Source organism: Novosphingobium mangrovisedimenti (genome assembly GCF_025153475.1).
Classification (GTDB): Bacteria; Pseudomonadota; Alphaproteobacteria; order Sphingomonadales; family Sphingomonadaceae; genus Novosphingobium; species Novosphingobium mangrovi_A.
The window spans coordinates 79922-94375 of record NZ_JANZXA010000004.1 but is presented as its reverse complement, the minus strand read 5'-3'; the positions used below and the strand labels follow the sequence as shown (position 1 = coordinate 94375).

General features: G+C 66.1%; 17 protein-coding genes. 6 read left to right on the top strand and 11 right to left on the bottom strand.

The features are described from left to right. Positions 1-3 precede the first annotated feature (3 nt). The 7 genes from NZK81_RS07655 to NZK81_RS07625 all read right to left on the bottom strand — a co-directional run bounded on the left by NZK81_RS07655 (position 4) and on the right by NZK81_RS07625 (position 5040). Entirely contained in the window at positions 4-1164 is a 1161-nt protein-coding gene (locus tag NZK81_RS07655) for a deoxyguanosinetriphosphate triphosphohydrolase (protein ID WP_260045526.1), read from the bottom strand. 41 nt (positions 1165-1205) lie between these two features. Beyond that, on the bottom strand, positions 1206-1523 hold the full coding sequence (locus NZK81_RS07650) for a hypothetical protein (protein WP_260045525.1): 318 nt from the start codon (positions 1521-1523) through the stop codon (positions 1206-1208). A 34-nt stretch (positions 1524-1557) separates the two neighbouring features. Further along, positions 1558-2988 carry an NAD(P)(+) transhydrogenase (Re/Si-specific) subunit beta gene (locus NZK81_RS07645; protein WP_260045524.1) on the bottom strand — a complete coding sequence of 477 codons (1431 nt, stop codon included), beginning with the start codon at positions 2986-2988 and terminating at the stop codon, positions 1558-1560. Beyond that, positions 2988-3293, bottom strand: a complete 306-nt coding sequence (locus NZK81_RS07640) for an NAD(P) transhydrogenase subunit alpha part 2 (protein WP_260045523.1) — start codon at positions 3291-3293, stop codon at positions 2988-2990. Before NZK81_RS07640 ends, NZK81_RS07645 begins: the two co-directional genes overlap by 1 nt. Beyond that, on the bottom strand, positions 3293-3667 hold the full coding sequence (locus NZK81_RS07635) for an endonuclease domain-containing protein (protein ID WP_311202079.1): 375 nt from the start codon (positions 3665-3667) through the stop codon (positions 3293-3295). Before NZK81_RS07635 ends, NZK81_RS07640 begins: the two co-directional genes overlap by 1 nt. 92 nt (positions 3668-3759) lie before the next feature. Beyond that, on the bottom strand, positions 3760-4896 hold the full coding sequence (locus NZK81_RS07630) for an NAD(P) transhydrogenase subunit alpha (RefSeq protein ID WP_260045521.1): 1137 nt from the start codon (positions 4894-4896) through the stop codon (positions 3760-3762). A gap of 18 nt (positions 4897-4914) precedes the next feature. Beyond that, positions 4915-5040 (bottom strand): aa3-type cytochrome c oxidase subunit IV, encoded by a 126-nt coding sequence (locus tag NZK81_RS07625; protein WP_260045520.1) that lies wholly within the window; start codon positions 5038-5040, stop codon positions 4915-4917. Positions 5041-5258: 218 nt separating this feature from the next. Between NZK81_RS07625 and NZK81_RS07620 the strand changes: the two genes are divergently transcribed. The 3 genes from NZK81_RS07620 (at position 5259) to NZK81_RS07610 (ending at position 7445) form a co-directional block, all read left to right on the top strand. Continuing rightward, positions 5259-6683, top strand: coding sequence for a sigma-54-dependent transcriptional regulator (locus NZK81_RS07620; protein ID WP_260045519.1), 1425 nt, complete (start codon positions 5259-5261; stop codon positions 6681-6683). A 40-nt stretch (positions 6684-6723) separates the two neighbouring features. Then, entirely contained in the window at positions 6724-7188 is a 465-nt protein-coding gene (locus NZK81_RS07615; protein WP_260045518.1) for a nuclear transport factor 2 family protein, read from the top strand. A gap of 110 nt (positions 7189-7298) precedes the next feature. Continuing rightward, entirely contained in the window at positions 7299-7445 is a 147-nt protein-coding gene (locus tag NZK81_RS07610; protein WP_260045517.1) for a hypothetical protein, read from the top strand. Positions 7446-7447: 2 nt separating this feature from the next. Here NZK81_RS07610 and folP read toward each other — a convergent pair whose 3' ends face one another. Further along, complete coding sequence (gene folP, locus NZK81_RS07605) at positions 7448-8575, bottom strand: dihydropteroate synthase (protein ID WP_260045516.1); 1128 nt, start codon at positions 8573-8575, stop codon at positions 7448-7450. A 256-nt stretch (positions 8576-8831) separates the two neighbouring features. Further along, positions 8832-9965, bottom strand: coding sequence for a site-specific DNA-methyltransferase (locus tag NZK81_RS07600; protein ID WP_311202073.1), 1134 nt, complete (start codon positions 9963-9965; stop codon positions 8832-8834). Between the two features lie 279 nt (positions 9966-10244). Between NZK81_RS07600 and NZK81_RS07595 the strand changes: the two genes are divergently transcribed. Beyond that, positions 10245-10940, top strand: a complete 696-nt coding sequence (locus NZK81_RS07595) for a sulfotransferase family protein (RefSeq protein ID WP_260045515.1) — start codon at positions 10245-10247, stop codon at positions 10938-10940. A gap of 171 nt (positions 10941-11111) precedes the next feature. Here NZK81_RS07595 and NZK81_RS07590 read toward each other — a convergent pair whose 3' ends face one another. Together NZK81_RS07590 and NZK81_RS07585 are read right to left on the bottom strand one after the other, a co-directional pair. Then, complete coding sequence (locus NZK81_RS07590) at positions 11112-12020, bottom strand: oxidoreductase (protein WP_260045514.1); 909 nt, start codon at positions 12018-12020, stop codon at positions 11112-11114. A 31-nt stretch (positions 12021-12051) separates the two neighbouring features. Beyond that, a complete protein-coding gene (locus NZK81_RS07585) occupies positions 12052-12687 on the bottom strand; it encodes a ribonuclease HII (RefSeq protein WP_260045512.1) in 636 nt (211 codons plus the stop codon). Here NZK81_RS07585 and NZK81_RS07580 point away from each other — a divergent pair. Together NZK81_RS07580 and NZK81_RS07575 are read left to right on the top strand one after the other, a co-directional pair. Then, positions 12686-13867, top strand: coding sequence for a PQQ-dependent sugar dehydrogenase (locus NZK81_RS07580; protein WP_260045510.1), 1182 nt, complete (start codon positions 12686-12688; stop codon positions 13865-13867). The two genes, NZK81_RS07585 and NZK81_RS07580, sit on opposite strands and share 2 nt — an antisense overlap. Before the next feature lie 38 nt (positions 13868-13905). Further along, entirely contained in the window at positions 13906-14436 is a 531-nt protein-coding gene (locus tag NZK81_RS07575; RefSeq protein ID WP_260045508.1) for a GNAT family N-acetyltransferase, read from the top strand. The last annotated feature ends 18 nt before the right edge of the window (positions 14437-14454 follow it).

The following is a 14454-nucleotide window of genomic DNA, read 5'->3' as shown; positions in this document are numbered from 1 at the left end:
CACTCAGACATTGGTGAGCCGACTGGGCGTGTGACCGAAGATCTCCGCGTGGCAGGTGATCGCGAAACGGTCCGTCATGCCCGCGATATAGTCCGCGATATGGCGGCTGCGCTCGGGCTCAAAACGCGGCAGGGTGTCGATCCAGCTCTCTTCCATCAGTACCGGTTCCTGCGAATAGGCCGAATAGAGTTCGGCCAGCACGGCGCGGGCGCGGCGGGCGGTTTCGATCTGCTCGGGATGGTAATAGAGCTTTTCGTACATGAAGCGTTTGAAGGTGCGCTCCGCCTCGGCCATTTCAGGCGAGAAGGCGACGAGCGGGAGGCCCGCGGCGCGCACCTCCTCCACGCTGCCCACGCCGACAAGATTGGCCTTCGTCTGCGCGACGAGATCGTTGACCATCACGCCGATCTGACTGCGGATCAGCTCGGCAAGCTGGCGATCGCGCGGGGCATCGGGATAGCGGCGCTCGACCTCGCCCCAGCGTTCCATGACGAAGGGATGCGCGAGCAGTTCGTCGAGATCGAGGAACCCGGCGCGCAGGCCGTCGTCGATGTCGTGGTTGTCATAGGCGATGTCGTCGGAAAGCGCCGCGACTTGCGCCTCCAGTGAGGCATGGGTGTCCAGTTCCAGCCCATAGGCGGCATCGAGTTCCGCCAGCGCCCAGTTCGGTTCCGCAACCGGGCCATTGTGCTTGGCGAGCCCTTCGAGCGTTTCCCAGGTGAGGTTGAGACCGTCGTGCTCGCAATAGGGGCTGTCGAGCCGCATCAGCGTGCGCAGGCAATGGGCATTGTGATCGAAGCCGCCGGCATTGTGCAGCGCGCCGTCGAGCGCCTCTTCGCCGGCATGGCCGAAGGGCGGATGGCCGATGTCGTGCGCCAGTGCCAGCGCCTCGGTCAGGTCCTCGTCCAGCCCCAGGATGCGGGCCACGACGCGGGCGATCTGCGCGACTTCCAGGCTGTGAGTCAGGCGCACGCGGTAATGATCGCCATCGGGCGCGACGAAGACCTGCGTCTTGTAGCGCAGGCGGCGGAAGGACACCGAATGGATAATCCGGTCGCGGTCGCGCTGATAGGCACTGCGCGGACCGCGTGCGACGGCGTTCTCCAGTGCATATTCGCGCCCGCGCGAACGGGTCGGATCTGAGGCGTAGGGTGCCAGGGTCAAGCTAACGTCTTCCCGCGTCGAGGTTTGGCGAACGCCGCTCCCTAGCGGCCAAGGCCGGTGGAACACAAGGCTGCCGAAGCGGTGGCCACCATCACCAGATCACGGTCGTCCATCCGCTCGACAGCCTCGACCCAGTCGCGCAGGGTACGCTTGTCTCCTTCCAGCTCCCGGAGCCTGAGAAGCTGCAGCGTGGAAAGCTGGCGGGTCATGCGCCCCGAAATGCAGCCTGCGACGTTTTCCTGCACGCCGGCATCGATCATGGCACTGCGCAGCCGTTCCCCCGCATAGGCGGGCACGGCGAAGCGCCAGACGAGGAACAGGGCGCCCGCCAGCACGGCAAGCCGGATCAGCCATTTCATTGCGTTTTCGTTCCTGCGTGCGGCGAGCCCGGCTTCAGTCGGTCAGCGACTTGTTGATTTCCTCGACCATCTTCTTGGCGTCGGCGAGGAGCATCATGGTCTGGTCCATGTAGAACACGTCGTTGTCGACCCCGGCATAGCCCTGCCCGCCCATCGAGCGTTTGATGAAGAAGATGGTCTTGGCCTTGTCCACGTCGAACACGGGCATGCCGTAGATCGGGGAGGACTTGTCGGTCTTGGCCGCAGGGTTCACCACGTCGTTGGCGCCGATGATGAAGGCGACATCGGCCTGTGCGAACTCACTGTTGATGTCTTCCAGTTCGAAGACTTCGTCGTAGGGCACGCTGGCTTCGGCGAGCAGCACGTTCATGTGCCCCGGCATGCGCCCCGCGACCGGGTGGATCGCGAACTTCACATTGACGCCGTGTTCCTTGAGCAGGTCGGTCATTTCGCGAAGGGCATGCTGTGCCTGCGCCACGGCCATGCCGTAGCCCGGGATGATGATGACGTTCTCGGCTTCCTTCATCAGGAACGCCGCGTCCTCGGCCGAGCCGCGCTTCCACGGGCGTTGTTCCTTGGCCCCGCCCTCGCCCGCGCCGCCTGCATCGGCACCGAAACCGCCCGCGATGACCGAGATGAAGCTGCGGTTCATCGCCTTGCACATGATGTAGCTGAGGATCGCGCCCGACGAGCCGACCAGCGCGCCGGTGATGATCATCGCCGTGTTGTGCAGCGTGAAGCCCATCGCCGCCGCCGCCCAGCCCGAATAGGAATTGAGCATCGAGACGACGACCGGCATGTCCGCGCCGCCGATCGGAATGATGAGCAGGAAACCGATCGCGAAGCTGAGCGCCACGACCGCCCAGAACAGCGGATTTTCGCCCGGCCCAGCACTGGCCGCCACGGTGAACATGGCTGTCAGGGCAAGGATCACGACGAGCGTACCCAGGTTGATCAGATGCCGCGCAGGCAGCAGGATCGGTGCGCCCGACATGTTGCCGTTGAGCTTGGCGAAAGCGATCACCGAACCCGAGAAGGTGATGGCGCCGATTGCCGCGCCCAGTGCCATCTCGACCCGGCTGACGGTCAGGATATTGCCATCATCGCCGAGGATGCCGAACGCATCGGGATTGAGAAACGCCGCGACCGCCACCAGCACCGCGGCAAGGCCCACCAGCGAGTGGAACGCGGCGACGAGCTGCGGCATGGCCGTCATCTGGATGCGGCGGGCAATCACGAAACCGATCCCGCCACCAAGGACAATGGCCGCTCCGATCTCGGGAAGGCTGGCGATCTCGTGCGTCACCAGCGTCGTCGCCACGGCAATCGCCATGCCGAACATGCCGTAGCGGTTGCCCGCCCGGCTGGTCGCCGGCGAGGACAGCCCGCGCAGCGCGAGAATGAAGCAGACGCCGGCGACGAGGTAGGCGACGGCGACCCAGGGATTGACCGCGTGGGCTTCCATCACTTGCTCCCTCCCTTGGGCGCACCCTTGTCCTTCTTCTTGTACATCGCCAGCATGCGCTCGGTGACGGCGAAGCCGCCGAAGATGTTGACGCTCGCCAGCACCACCGCGCCGAGGCCCAGCCACTTGGCGCTCGGCGAACCGGCCGCTGCACTGGCAATCAGCGCCCCCACCACGATCACCGAGGAAATCGCATTTGTCACCGCCATCAGCGGCGTATGCAGCGCCGGGGTCACCGACCAGACGACGTAATAGCCCACGAAGCAGGCCAGCACGAAGATCGACAGGATCGAAACAAAGTCCACTACTTGTCCTCCCCGGTACGGGGAGGGGGACCGTCCGCAGGACGGTGGAGGGGACTCTCGGCCCGCGCAACGATAGCCGCGGCAGTGCCTTCGACATCGGCCAGAACACGCCTTGCCGACACCCTCAAAACCCTGAACCCGTTTTCCTTGATAAACCGAACGCGTTGCTCGTCACGCGCGGGACGATCGCCCATGTCATGGGCGATGCCATCGATTTCCACAACAAGCCCCGCACTCAGGCAGCAGAAATCGACGATGTACGGACCAATAGGATGCTGACGGCGGAATTTGAGACCGCCCGGACGCTGACGAAGTTGCTGCCACAGTGCAAACTCCGGCTTGCTCATGACCTTGCGCAGTTCACGGGCACGCACCACGACGGGGCGCGGTGTAAACCGAGACTCCCCTCCACCACGCTTCGCGCGGTCCCCCTCCCCGTGCCGGGGAGGATTGAGGGCGCCCAAAATCACCCCAGCAGCCTCGCGTTCACCACCTTGCCGCCCTGGGTCAGCCGCACCGCATCGCCGATCTCTTCATCGAGCACCGGCTTGCCCTGCTCGCTATCCCAGAAGGCCGAGAGGAAGTTGAACAGGTTGCGCGCATAGAGCGCCGAGGCATCCGCCGGCAGGTGCGCGGGCGTGTTCGAAAAGCCGATGATCTTCACGCCGTGCTTCTCGACGACCTGATCGGCCACACTGCCTTCGACATTGCCGCCCTGCGGCGCAGCGAGGTCGAAGATCACGCTGCCGGGCTTCATCGTCGCGATCTGCGCGTCGGTGATCAGGCGCGGCGCGGCGCGGCCCGGGATCAGCGCGGTGGTCACGACGATGTCCTGCTTGGCGATGTGGCTGGAAACCAGTTCGGCCTGCGCCTTCTGGTACTCCTCGCTCATCTCGGTGGCATAGCCGCCCGAGCCTTCGCCTTCGATCCCCGCGACGTTCTCGACAAAAATCGGCTTGGCGCCCAGCGAAAGGATCTGCTCCCTGGTGGCGGAGCGCACGTCGGTCGCCGAGACTTGCGCTCCCAGGCGGCGCGCGGTGGCAATGGCCTGCAGCCCGGCGACGCCCACGCCCATCACGAAGCACTTGGCCGCGCTGACCGTGCCGGCCGCCGTCATCATCATCGGGAAGGCCCGGCCGTAGACATCGGCCGCGGCAATCACCGCCTTGTAGCCAGCAAGGTTCGACTGGCTGGAGAGGACATCCATCGACTGCGCGCGCGTGATGCGCGGCATGAATTCCATGGCCAGCGCTTCCAGCCCGGCAGCGGCATAGGCATCCACCCGTGCGCGCTGCCCGAAAGGATCGAGCGTGGCGACGACCCATGCGCCCGGCTTCGTGCCGGCCAGCAGCGCCGGATCGGGGCCCTGTACGCCCAGGACGATGTCCGCCCCGGCCAGCACCGCCTCCGCGGTGCCCGTTTCGGCCCCGGCGGTGCGGTAATCCTCGTCGGACAGGCTGGCGGCCACGCCGGCGCCGCTTTCAACCGCGACCGACGCGCCCAGCGCGACCAGCTTCCTCACTGTCTCGGGCGTAGCCGAAACGCGTGTCTCTCCCGAAGCGCGTTCCTTGAGGACCGCGATCCGTTGACCCTGCGGCGCCATCAAATCACGAAATCCCGATCAGGAAGAAATCAGGCCAACAACGACCGCAACGATCACGATGCAGATACCCGTGCCCCAGGTCGCGGCCTTGATGAAGCTGTTGTAGGTCGCCTGCGCCGTCTTGATGTCATTGCCCGAAGTCATGAACCCTAATCCCCTTTGAGTGTCACTCGATGGCCTGCTCTAGCCGGGCAGGACTGCCCGCTCAAGTGCGAAGCCGCTCTTGCAGGCCGAAGTACGTCCAATCCGAATTCATTCGCCATTGGCGCAGTCACACGGAATTTCTGCCTTAATCCCGTCTTTACCCATCTGTCGTATCTCTGCGGACCCGTTTCCAAGAGACCGAGAGCAGCAGCAGTACAATGGCGGACATGGACCAACGCCTCCTCATGCTCATCGACGATGAGCCCGCGCAAAGCCGCCTGATCTCCGCGCTGGCGGCGCGCGAGGGCTGGCGGACCATTATCGTGCGCGACACCGAAACCGCGATTGCCACGCTGGGCACCCGCCAGGGCATGCAGCTTTCGGCGATCATCCTGGACCAGTGGGTACCCGGCGAGGACGCCTGCTCGCTGATTTCGGAACTCAAGTCGCGCCGCCCGGCGCTTCCCATCCTGATGCTCACCACCAGCACCTCGCCGCTGCTCGCGGTCGAGGCGATGCGCGCCGGGGCCACCGATTACCTCGTCAAGCCGGTCGCGCCCGACCGGCTCATGCATGCGCTGCGCTCGGCCACTACGCGCGAAGCACCGCAGAACGAGCTCGCGCCGCTGACCGAGAAGATGCCCTCGAACCCCGATTTCGAATCGATGATCGGGGCCTCGCCCAACTTCCGCAAGGCGCTGGCAGTGGCCGCCAAGGCGGCGCGCGGACACAACCCCGTCCTGATCGAGGGTGAAAGCGGTACCGGCAAGGAAATGCTGATCCGCGCGATGCACGCCGCGAGCCCGCGTGCGAAATTGCCGCTGCGGATCATCAATGTCGGCGGCCTGCCCGCCAATTCGATCGAATCGGTGCTGTTCGGCCACGAAAAGGGTGCCTTCCCCGGTGCCTTCGACCGGCAGATCGGCGCGCTCCAGCATTGCGACGGCGCGACGCTCGCGCTCGACGAGATCGACCGGCTGCCGGTCTCGGTGCAGGAACGCCTGCTCGAATCGATCACCAAGGGCGACGTCCGCCCGATCGGCGCGCCCTACTCGTTCCGCGTCGACGTGCGCATGATCGCGGCCAGCAACCTGCCGCTGGAGGACATGGTCTCCGAAAGCCACTTCCTTCCCGAACTGTACGAGGCGCTTTCGGCCACCAAAGTCCTCCTGCCGCCCCTGCGCGAGCGGACCGGAGACATCCCCGCCCTCACCCGCTTCTTCCTCGCCCGCATCGGCGAACAGCCCGGCCTGCGCGAACTGGGCATCACCGACGGCGCGCTCTCGCTACTGGCGGCCTACGACTGGCCGGGCAACGTGCGCCAGCTGCAGGCGGTGCTGTTCCGCGCCGCCGTGTTCTGCGACGGCGATGCCCTGACTTCGGAAGATTTCCCGCAGCTTCTCAATATCCTCGGCACGGGCCCCTCGATCATCGCGGGCAACCCGAGGCAGGAAAGCTCCGGCGTCATGCTCTATACGCCCGACGGCAACCTGCGACCGCTGGAGGACATCGAAGCCGACGTCATCCGCCTCGCCATCGGCCTCTATCGCGGCCGCATGACCGAAGTGGCACGGCGCCTCGGCATCGGCCGCTCGACGCTCTACCGCAAGCTCAGCGAACTGGGCATCGACAACGCCGCCTGAGCCGCCCAGACTTTTTCTCCTCAAGGGAGAGAGAGCGACAATGGACACATGCGAGCGGCTTGCCGCGATCGAGGACATCAAGCAGCTGAAAGCCCGCTACTGGCGCGGCGTGGACAATGGCGACGCCACGCTGGTGCGCTCGATCCTGGCCGAGGATTGCGTGCTCGACTACATGGGCTGCTGCACCGATCCGGTGACGGGGATCGACCACATGCCGGCAATGAACGTGGCAATGAAGGGCCGCGACTCCTGGCTGGACAGCGCCGATCCCGTCGGCTCCAGGATCGTCACGGTCCATCAGGGCAACGATCCCGACATCGCCGTCGGAAGCGGGAGCCGCGCCCGCGGTATCTGGTGCTTCACCGACCGCTTCTTCCTTCCTCCGGGCGGCCCCTTCGAACGACTGACCGGCTGGGGCCGTTACCACGAAACCTACGAGAACAGGGGTGACGGCTGGAAACTGAAGACCACACGGATCGAGCGGCTGCGGGTGGAAGTCTCCTGAACGGAGGCCGATGGCGGTTGCAGCCACAGACGCGCAAGGGTGCAGCGACCGTTTGCGCCCGACACTCCAACGCGCCTTTCGCGGTTGACGCGCCAGCCGCGAAAGCCGCGTTGGAGAAGCTCGCACAGGAGAGCACGCCGCTCGGCCGCTTCGCCAGCGCAGAGGAATTCGCCGGCCAGATCGGCTTCCTGCTTTCCGACACCGCATGGAACATCAGCGGCACGGTGTTCGTCAGCGACCGCGAATGCAGCCTCTAGGGTTATCCGGCGAGCTGCGAAAAATCGGTCAGCGCCGCATCGCGCAGGCCGCGCCAGACACGAGCAGCCTGCACCGTCTCGGGCACGTCGTGAACGCGCAGGATGTGCGCGCCGGCGTCCATCGCCTTGACCGCGAGCGTGATCGAGCCGCCCAGCCGCTCGTGCGGTTGCGCCTCGCAGGACAGCGCGCCGATCATGCGCTTGCGGCTGACGCCCACCAGCAGCGGCTGGCCAAGCGCGTGGAACAGCGGCAGCCCGTTCATCAACGCCAGGTTTTCCGCCACCGACTTGCCGAAGCCGATGCCGGGATCGAGCACGATCCTGTCGGGCTCGACGCCAGCCGCGATCACCTCGTCGCGCCGCGCCGCAAGCCAGTCGAACACGTCGAGCACGACATCGGCGTAATTGCCGTTCGAATGCAGGTCGTCCGCCTTTCCGGGCGCGTGCATCAGCACAACCGGCGCCCCGGAAGCGGCCGCCAGTTCGAGGCTGCGCGGGTCGTAGCGCAGGGCCGAAACGTCATTGATGACATGGGCGCCGGCCTGAAGAGTAGCTTCCATGACGGCGGGCCTGCGGGTGTCGACACTGATCGCCGCCCCCATCGACGCGAGCCGTTCAACCATCGGCACCACGCGCTTGAGTTCGTCGCCTTCCCACACCGCGCCGGCACCGGGCCGGGTGGATTCGCCGCCCACGTCGATCATCGCCGCGCCCGCCTCGAGCATGGCGGAAGCATGGTCGGCTGCCACCTGCGGATCATCGAGGAAATCGCCCCCGTCCGAGAAACTGTCCGGCGTCATGTTGAGAATGCCCATGACCTGCGGCTGCTCTAGCCGGATCGTGCGCGCGCCGCCGCCCTTCAGTTCCAGATGGAGCGGTGCATGAGTCCTGGCGAAATTCGCCCACTGCCGTTCGGCCTGCGCCCCGAGATCGGCGGGCAGCGCCGCCATCGCGTCAGGCATATCGGCGGCCGCATGGCGCTCACGCGACTGGACCTTGCCGTTATCCCGCACGATGAGCGCGAAACGGCTCGCCCAGACCATGGCACCGCCAAGGCGAACGGCTTCGCCCTCCTCGCTTTGCGGGCTTTCGGACAGGGCGATGGGGCGGATGTAGAGCGATCGGGTCATGGTGTCTTTCCGTTCGGGCGGAAGATGCAACGCCCCTTAGGAGCGTTCCCGCCAAGGCGCAAAGACGCAGAGAAGATTATACACGGACCGCCCCACGATCGCGCCGCCCTACATCAGAGGAAGGGCGTGGCGGCGCAACCCGGCGTTCCGATAAAGACATCTTCTCTGCGTCTTTGCACACTCCCCCAATTGAACCTGCATCAACGCGGCCAAGTCCCCTCCGGCCGCGCACGTTCAAAAATTCCTCTTCTCCCGATCAGGGCTCCGTCGCGAGCAGATAGAGCTGGCGGATCGCGTCGATCGGCTTGACCTCGCCTTCGTGTTCAAGGTTCCAGAAAGTCCAGCCGTTGCACGACGGCGCCCCCTGCAGCTTGGCACCCACGCCGTGGATCGAGCCATTGGCATCGCCCGATTCCAGCGACCCGTCCGCCCGCACGGTGGCCGTGAAGCGACCCTTCTTGGCGGTCAGCTTCGTGCCCGGCGCAATCCAGCCGGTTTCGACCAGCGTGCCGAAGGCGACCTTGGGCGCGGTGCGCTTCGACTGCATGGTCTTGAGCGCGGATTCGTCGAGCGGCAGCGCCATCTCGATGCGTTCCATGGCCGCTTCGCGGTAATTCCCCTCACGCTCGCAGCCGATCCAGTCGCGGCCGAGGCGCTTGGCGACCGCGCCGGTGGTGCCGGTGCCGAAGAACGGGTCGAGCACGACGTCACCCTTGTTGGTCGTCGCCAGCATCACGCGGTAGAGCAGCGCTTCGGGCTTCTGCGTCGGGTGGACCTTGTGGCCGCCCTTCTTGAGCCGTTCCTGCCCGTTGCAGATCGGCAGCACCCAGTCCGAGCGCATCTGCAACTCGTCGTTGAGCGTCTTCATCGCGCGGTAGTTGAAGGTGTACTTCGACTTCTCACCCATCGAGGCCCAGATCAGCGTCTCGTGCGCATTGGTGAAGCGCGTGCCCTTGAAGTTGGGCATCGGGTTCGCCTTGCGCCAGACGATGTCGTTGAGGATCCAGAACCCCATGTCCTGCATGATCGCGCCGACGCGGAAGATGTTGTGGTACGATCCGATCACCCAGATCGAGCCTTCGGGCTTCAGCACGCGGCGCGCCTCGCGCAGCCAGTCGCGGGTGAACTGGTCGTAAGTGGCGAAGCTGGAAAACTTGTCCCAGTCATCGGTCACGGCATCGACATGGCTGCCGTCGGGACGCGAAAGATCGCCGCCGAGCTGCAGGTTGTAGGGCGGATCGGCAAAGACCATGTCGACCGAGGCATCGGGGATGCTCCGCATCGCTTCGATGCAGTCGCCCGGAATGATCTGGCCGAGCGGCAGCAGCTCCTTCGGCGTGGGAGCCGGCGCCCGCGCGCGAATCCGTTCCTTGACGAGTACCTGACCCATGAATGCTCCGCTGAAGGTGTTCTGAAAATCTGTGGATTGGCCCCATGGTGAGTCTTTGTGGACTCCGCGTCAAGTCGCGACTCGCTGGGAATCCTTGCGATTCGGCTGGAAGCACAGCGGAACAAAACGAATCCGACACAAGATATCGAGTCTCTGCGCCAAGCTGCGACTCAACATCTTGGGGCGTGACCGGTCGGACTCACCGCCAAAAAATAGTGCTCCCCAGCCCCGGCGGACTGGTCTAGCCTGCCTGCAGAACCAGCCATCAGGGGGAATGCAGTGACGCTCAAGGTCATCGGTGCTGGTCTAGGACGCACGGGAACGATGTCGCTCAAGCTGGCACTCGAACATCTCGGGTTCGGCCCCTGCTACCACATGTCGGAACTGCTCGCGGGCGCGCGCCGCAACCTTCCGCTGTGGCTCGACGTCGTGGCCGGAAAGCCGGACTGGGACGCGATTTTCGATGGCTACGCGGCCACCACCGACAACCCCGCCTGCAACTTCTGGCGCGAACTGACCGATCACTTCCCCGAAGCCAAGGTCATCCTGACCACGCGCAATCCGGATTCGTGGTTCGATTCCGTGAGCGAGACGATCTTCAGCCCCGGCCACCTCGCCAGCCTCGATGTCGAGCCGGTCGGCACCTTCATCCGCGGCACCGTGACCCGCGATTTCGGAGACCGCATCCACGACCGCGCCTTCATGACCCAGTTCTTCGCCGACCGGAACGCCGAGATCATCGCGACACTGCCGGCAGAGCGGCTGCTGGTCCTCCCGGTCGGCGCCGGATGGGGACCCTTGTGCGACTTCCTCGGCGTGGAGGTTCCAGACGTGCCCTACCCCAGGGTCAACACCGAGAAGGAATGGCTGGCAGCGATCCCGCACGACTCCTCGCACCATCCGACGCCCGACGAAACCGAGGCTTTCGGCAAGTCGTTCATCTCGACGATGCGCGATCAGGCCTTCGGCAGGTAGGCCGTCCTCCCTGTCCTCCCCGGAACGGGGAGGGGGACCGCGACGCGTAGCGGCGTGGTGGAGGGGACTCTCCTTCAGACGAGGCCTCGCGTGAAGAGGCGAATCCCCTCCACCATGCTACGCATGGTCCCCCTCCCCGTGCCGGGGAGGACAAGAAGGAAACGCCGGCCCCTACAGCGGATACCGCACGCCGGTTGCTTCCTCCGAGAGCGTCCATAGCCGCGCAGCCGCCTCCGCATCGCGGGCGGCCGCGGTTCGCTTGGCGATGGCCGTCGGGCCCGAGGAGCCGCCCATGCGTTGCGGGCCATAGAACTCTCCGGGAACGGCATCTTCGGCCGTCGCGGCCTGCAAGGTCGCCCAAGCGCCCTGTGCGGCGTTGTTGAAGATCACGCCGGCCAGCGGGAAGAAAATGCGGAACACGCCGCTGTGCCGGTCGAGGTCGGTCCTGGCGAAGCCGGGGTGGCACGCCATTGCGCTGACCGGCAAGCCCGCCGCCTTCAGCCGCCGGTCCAGCTCGAACAGGTGCAGCAGGTTCATCAGCTTGCTGTCCGAATAGCGCTGCGTGCGGCTGTAGCGCTCGTGCGCGTCGAGATCGTCCCAGTCGATCCTGCCGCCCTTGTGCGCAAGGCTGGAGGTAATGACCACGCGCGCGCCGGGCGTTTCGGACAGCTTGGGCAGCAGCAGCCCGGTCAGCGCGAAAGGCGCCAGGTGATTGACGCCGAACTGCAGCTCGTGCCCCTGCGCCGTGCGCTGGAGCGGCGGGAACATGACGCCGGCATTGTTCACCAGCACATCGAGGCGCGGCTCTTCCGCGATCACCTTGCGCGCGCATTCGTGGACCGAGCCGATGTCCGCCTGATCGAGATGGACGAAGGCCAGGTTCGCGCCCGGCACCGCCATGCGGATACGTTCGATGGCGTGGCGCGCCTTGTCCTCGCTGCGGCAGGCGAGCAGCACGCGCGCGCCGCTTTCGGCCAGCTTCTTCGCCGCTTCGAAACCGAGGCCCGTATTGGCGCCCGTCACCAGAAAGCACTTGCCCGCCTGCGAGGTCACGTCCTTCGCGGTAAACCCTTTCGCCATCCCGTCTCCCCTTCCCCGTTGCCGCCCGTCTCTAGAGCGGCATTTCCAGTTGCGCGACCGGGGCGAAGCTGCGCCGATGATGCGGGGTCGGCCCGTGGCGGCGCAAGGCCTCCAGATGTTCGGCGGTGCCGTACCCGGCATTGCGCTCCCACCCGTAGTGCGGATGCGCCTCGGCCAGAGCGCGCATCAGCCGGTCGCGGTGCTCCTTGGCGATGATCGAGGCGGCCGAAATGCACGGTTCCAGCGCATCGCCGCCGACGATCGGGCGCGCATTCCAGCGCCATTCGGCCGTGCGCCCCTGCGGCGTGAGATTGCCGTCCACGAGCACATGCGCCGGTTCCTCACCAAGCTGTTCGCACAGCGACAGGACCGCGCGCGTCATCGCCAGCATCGTCGCGCCGAAGATGTTGAGGCGGTCGATCTCTTCCACTTCGACCACGCCGACGGCCCAGGTGCAGCGGCGCTTGATCGTTTCCTCCAGCCGCGCGCGGCGCAGCTTGGAGAGCTTCTTGGAATCGTCGAGGCCCGCCGGCCGGGGCTTGCACAGCAGCACCGCTCCCGCCACAACCGGACCGGCGAGCGGCCCGCGGCCCGCTTCATCCACACCGATCACCAAACCATCCGCGCGCAAGGCGCCGGATTGAGCAGCGAGCGTTGAAACTGGCATGACCGTGCGATCCCTCCTCCCCCTCGTATCGACCCTCGGCCTGCTCCTCGCAAGTTGCGGCCATGCCGCGACCGGGGAAAAGGCGGCCGAGGCCGCATCGGGCGAGCCATCCTTTACGGTCGAAAGCGTGGCCGGGTTCGACGAGCCCTGGGCCATGGCCTTCGACGAGGGCACCGGCACGCTCTTCGTCACCGAGAAGAAGGGCTATATCCGCCTGCGCACGCCCGATGGCCGCATGGGCATGGTCTCGGGCGTTCCCGATGTCGACTATGGCGGGCAAGGCGGACTCGGCGATTTCATCTTCGCACCCGGCCAGACGAGCGCGACGCTCGACACGCGCGTGGTCTACCTGAGCTGGGCCGAAGCGGGCGCCGGGAACACGCGCGGTGCCGCGGTGGGCAAGGCCAACCTTGTCTGCACCGCTCAGCCCGCCTGCAAGCTGGAGGACCTCAAGGTGATCTGGCGGCAGAGCCTCAAGGTCACCGGGCGCGGCCACTATTCGCACCGCCTCGCCTTCTCGCCCGACGGGCAATACCTGTTCGTGAGTTCGGGCGAGCGGCAGAAGCAGCAGCCCGCGCAGGACCTGTCCAACAATCTCGGCACGATCGTACGCCTCCTGCCCGACGGCACGCCCGCACCCGGCAATCCCTTTGCCGACAAGCCCGCCCCGACGAACCAGATCTGGTCCTACGGGCACCGCAACGTGCTGGGCCTGGCCTTCGATCCGCAAGGGCGGCTGTGGGATCTGGAGCACGGCCCGGCGGGCGGCGACGAGCTCAACCTCGTGAAGCCGGGGCTCAACTATGGCTGGCCTCTGGTGTCGGACGGCGATCACTACAACGGCACCCCGATCCCGCGCCATTCGACCCGGCCCGACCTTGCTGCTCCTGCCATCTCGTGGAACCCGGTGATCGCGCCGGGCGATTTCATCTTCTACACCGGCGACCTGTTCCCGGCATGGAAGGGACAGGCGCTGATCGCCTCTTTCGCCGTTCCCGGCCTCGTGCGCGTCAGCATCGATGGCGAGAAGGGCGTTGAGGAAGCGCGCTATCCGCTGGGCAACCGCATTCGCGAGATCGAGCAGGGGCCGGACGGCGCGATCTGGCTGCTCGAAGACGGCCCGGCGCCCGATAGCGGGCACCTGCTCAGGCTGGTTCCTGCAGGCGAAACTGCGAATTGAATCGACAAAAGCGCGCGCCGATCCTATCCGCGCGCGCCATGTCACAGACATCGCCCGATACCGCCACGATCATCCCGCTCGACAATGTCGATCCCGCTCTCGTCGAGCAGCTACTCGACCGCGCGTTCGAACCCGAGCGACGGACACGCACGGCCTACAAGGTGCGCGAGGGCGTGGACTACCTGCCCGCGCTCAGCTTCGCGGCGCTCGATGCGGCGGAAATGCTGGTGGGCACGATCCAGTGCTGGCCGGTGGCGCTGACCGATCCGGACGGCCGCGCCCATCCGCTGATCATGGTCGGCCCCGTCGCGGTCGTGCCCGACCGGCAGGGAGAAGGCTTCGGCCAGGCGCTGATGTCGGCAAGCCTTTCGGGCGTCGACTCGCGCGCGCCGCTGCCGCAGGTGATGATCGGCGATGCCGATTACTACGGCCGCTTCTGGGGCTTCACCAACGAGCATACCGCAGGCTGGGACCTGCCCGGCCCGTTCGATCCGGCCCGCCTGCTGGTGCGCTGCGAGAACCCGGCGGTCCTTCCCGAAAAGGGCATGCTCGGCCCCTGGCGGGGATAAACCGCCACAGCGGACCTT

Excerpts from the sequence above, each read along its gene's own strand:
- NZK81_RS07600 (WP_311202073.1), bottom strand. The coding sequence starts at position 9,965 with ATGGGTCAGGTACTCGTCAAGGAACGGATTCGCGCGCGGGCGCCGGCT.
- NZK81_RS07580 (WP_260045510.1), top strand. The coding sequence starts at position 12,686 with ATGACCGTGCGATCCCTCCTCCCCCTCGTATCGACCCTCGGCCTGCTC.
- NZK81_RS07575 (WP_260045508.1), top strand. The coding sequence starts at position 13,906 with ATGTCACAGACATCGCCCGATACCGCCACGATCATCCCGCTCGACAAT.
- NZK81_RS07590 (WP_260045514.1), bottom strand. The coding sequence starts at position 12,020 with ATGGCGAAAGGGTTTACCGCGAAGGACGTGACCTCGCAGGCGGGCAAG.
- NZK81_RS07620 (WP_260045519.1), top strand. The coding sequence starts at position 5,259 with ATGGCGGACATGGACCAACGCCTCCTCATGCTCATCGACGATGAGCCC.
- NZK81_RS07650 (WP_260045525.1), bottom strand. The coding sequence starts at position 1,523 with ATGAAATGGCTGATCCGGCTTGCCGTGCTGGCGGGCGCCCTGTTCCTC.
- NZK81_RS07615 (WP_260045518.1), top strand. The coding sequence starts at position 6,724 with ATGGACACATGCGAGCGGCTTGCCGCGATCGAGGACATCAAGCAGCTG.
- folP (WP_260045516.1), bottom strand. The coding sequence starts at position 8,575 with ATGACCCGATCGCTCTACATCCGCCCCATCGCCCTGTCCGAAAGCCCG.
- NZK81_RS07645 (WP_260045524.1), bottom strand. The coding sequence starts at position 2,988 with ATGGAAGCCCACGCGGTCAATCCCTGGGTCGCCGTCGCCTACCTCGTC.
- NZK81_RS07630 (WP_260045521.1), bottom strand. The coding sequence starts at position 4,896 with ATGGCGCCGCAGGGTCAACGGATCGCGGTCCTCAAGGAACGCGCTTCG.
- NZK81_RS07585 (WP_260045512.1), bottom strand. The coding sequence starts at position 12,687 with ATGCCAGTTTCAACGCTCGCTGCTCAATCCGGCGCCTTGCGCGCGGAT.
- NZK81_RS07625 (WP_260045520.1), bottom strand. The coding sequence starts at position 5,040 with ATGACTTCGGGCAATGACATCAAGACGGCGCAGGCGACCTACAACAGC.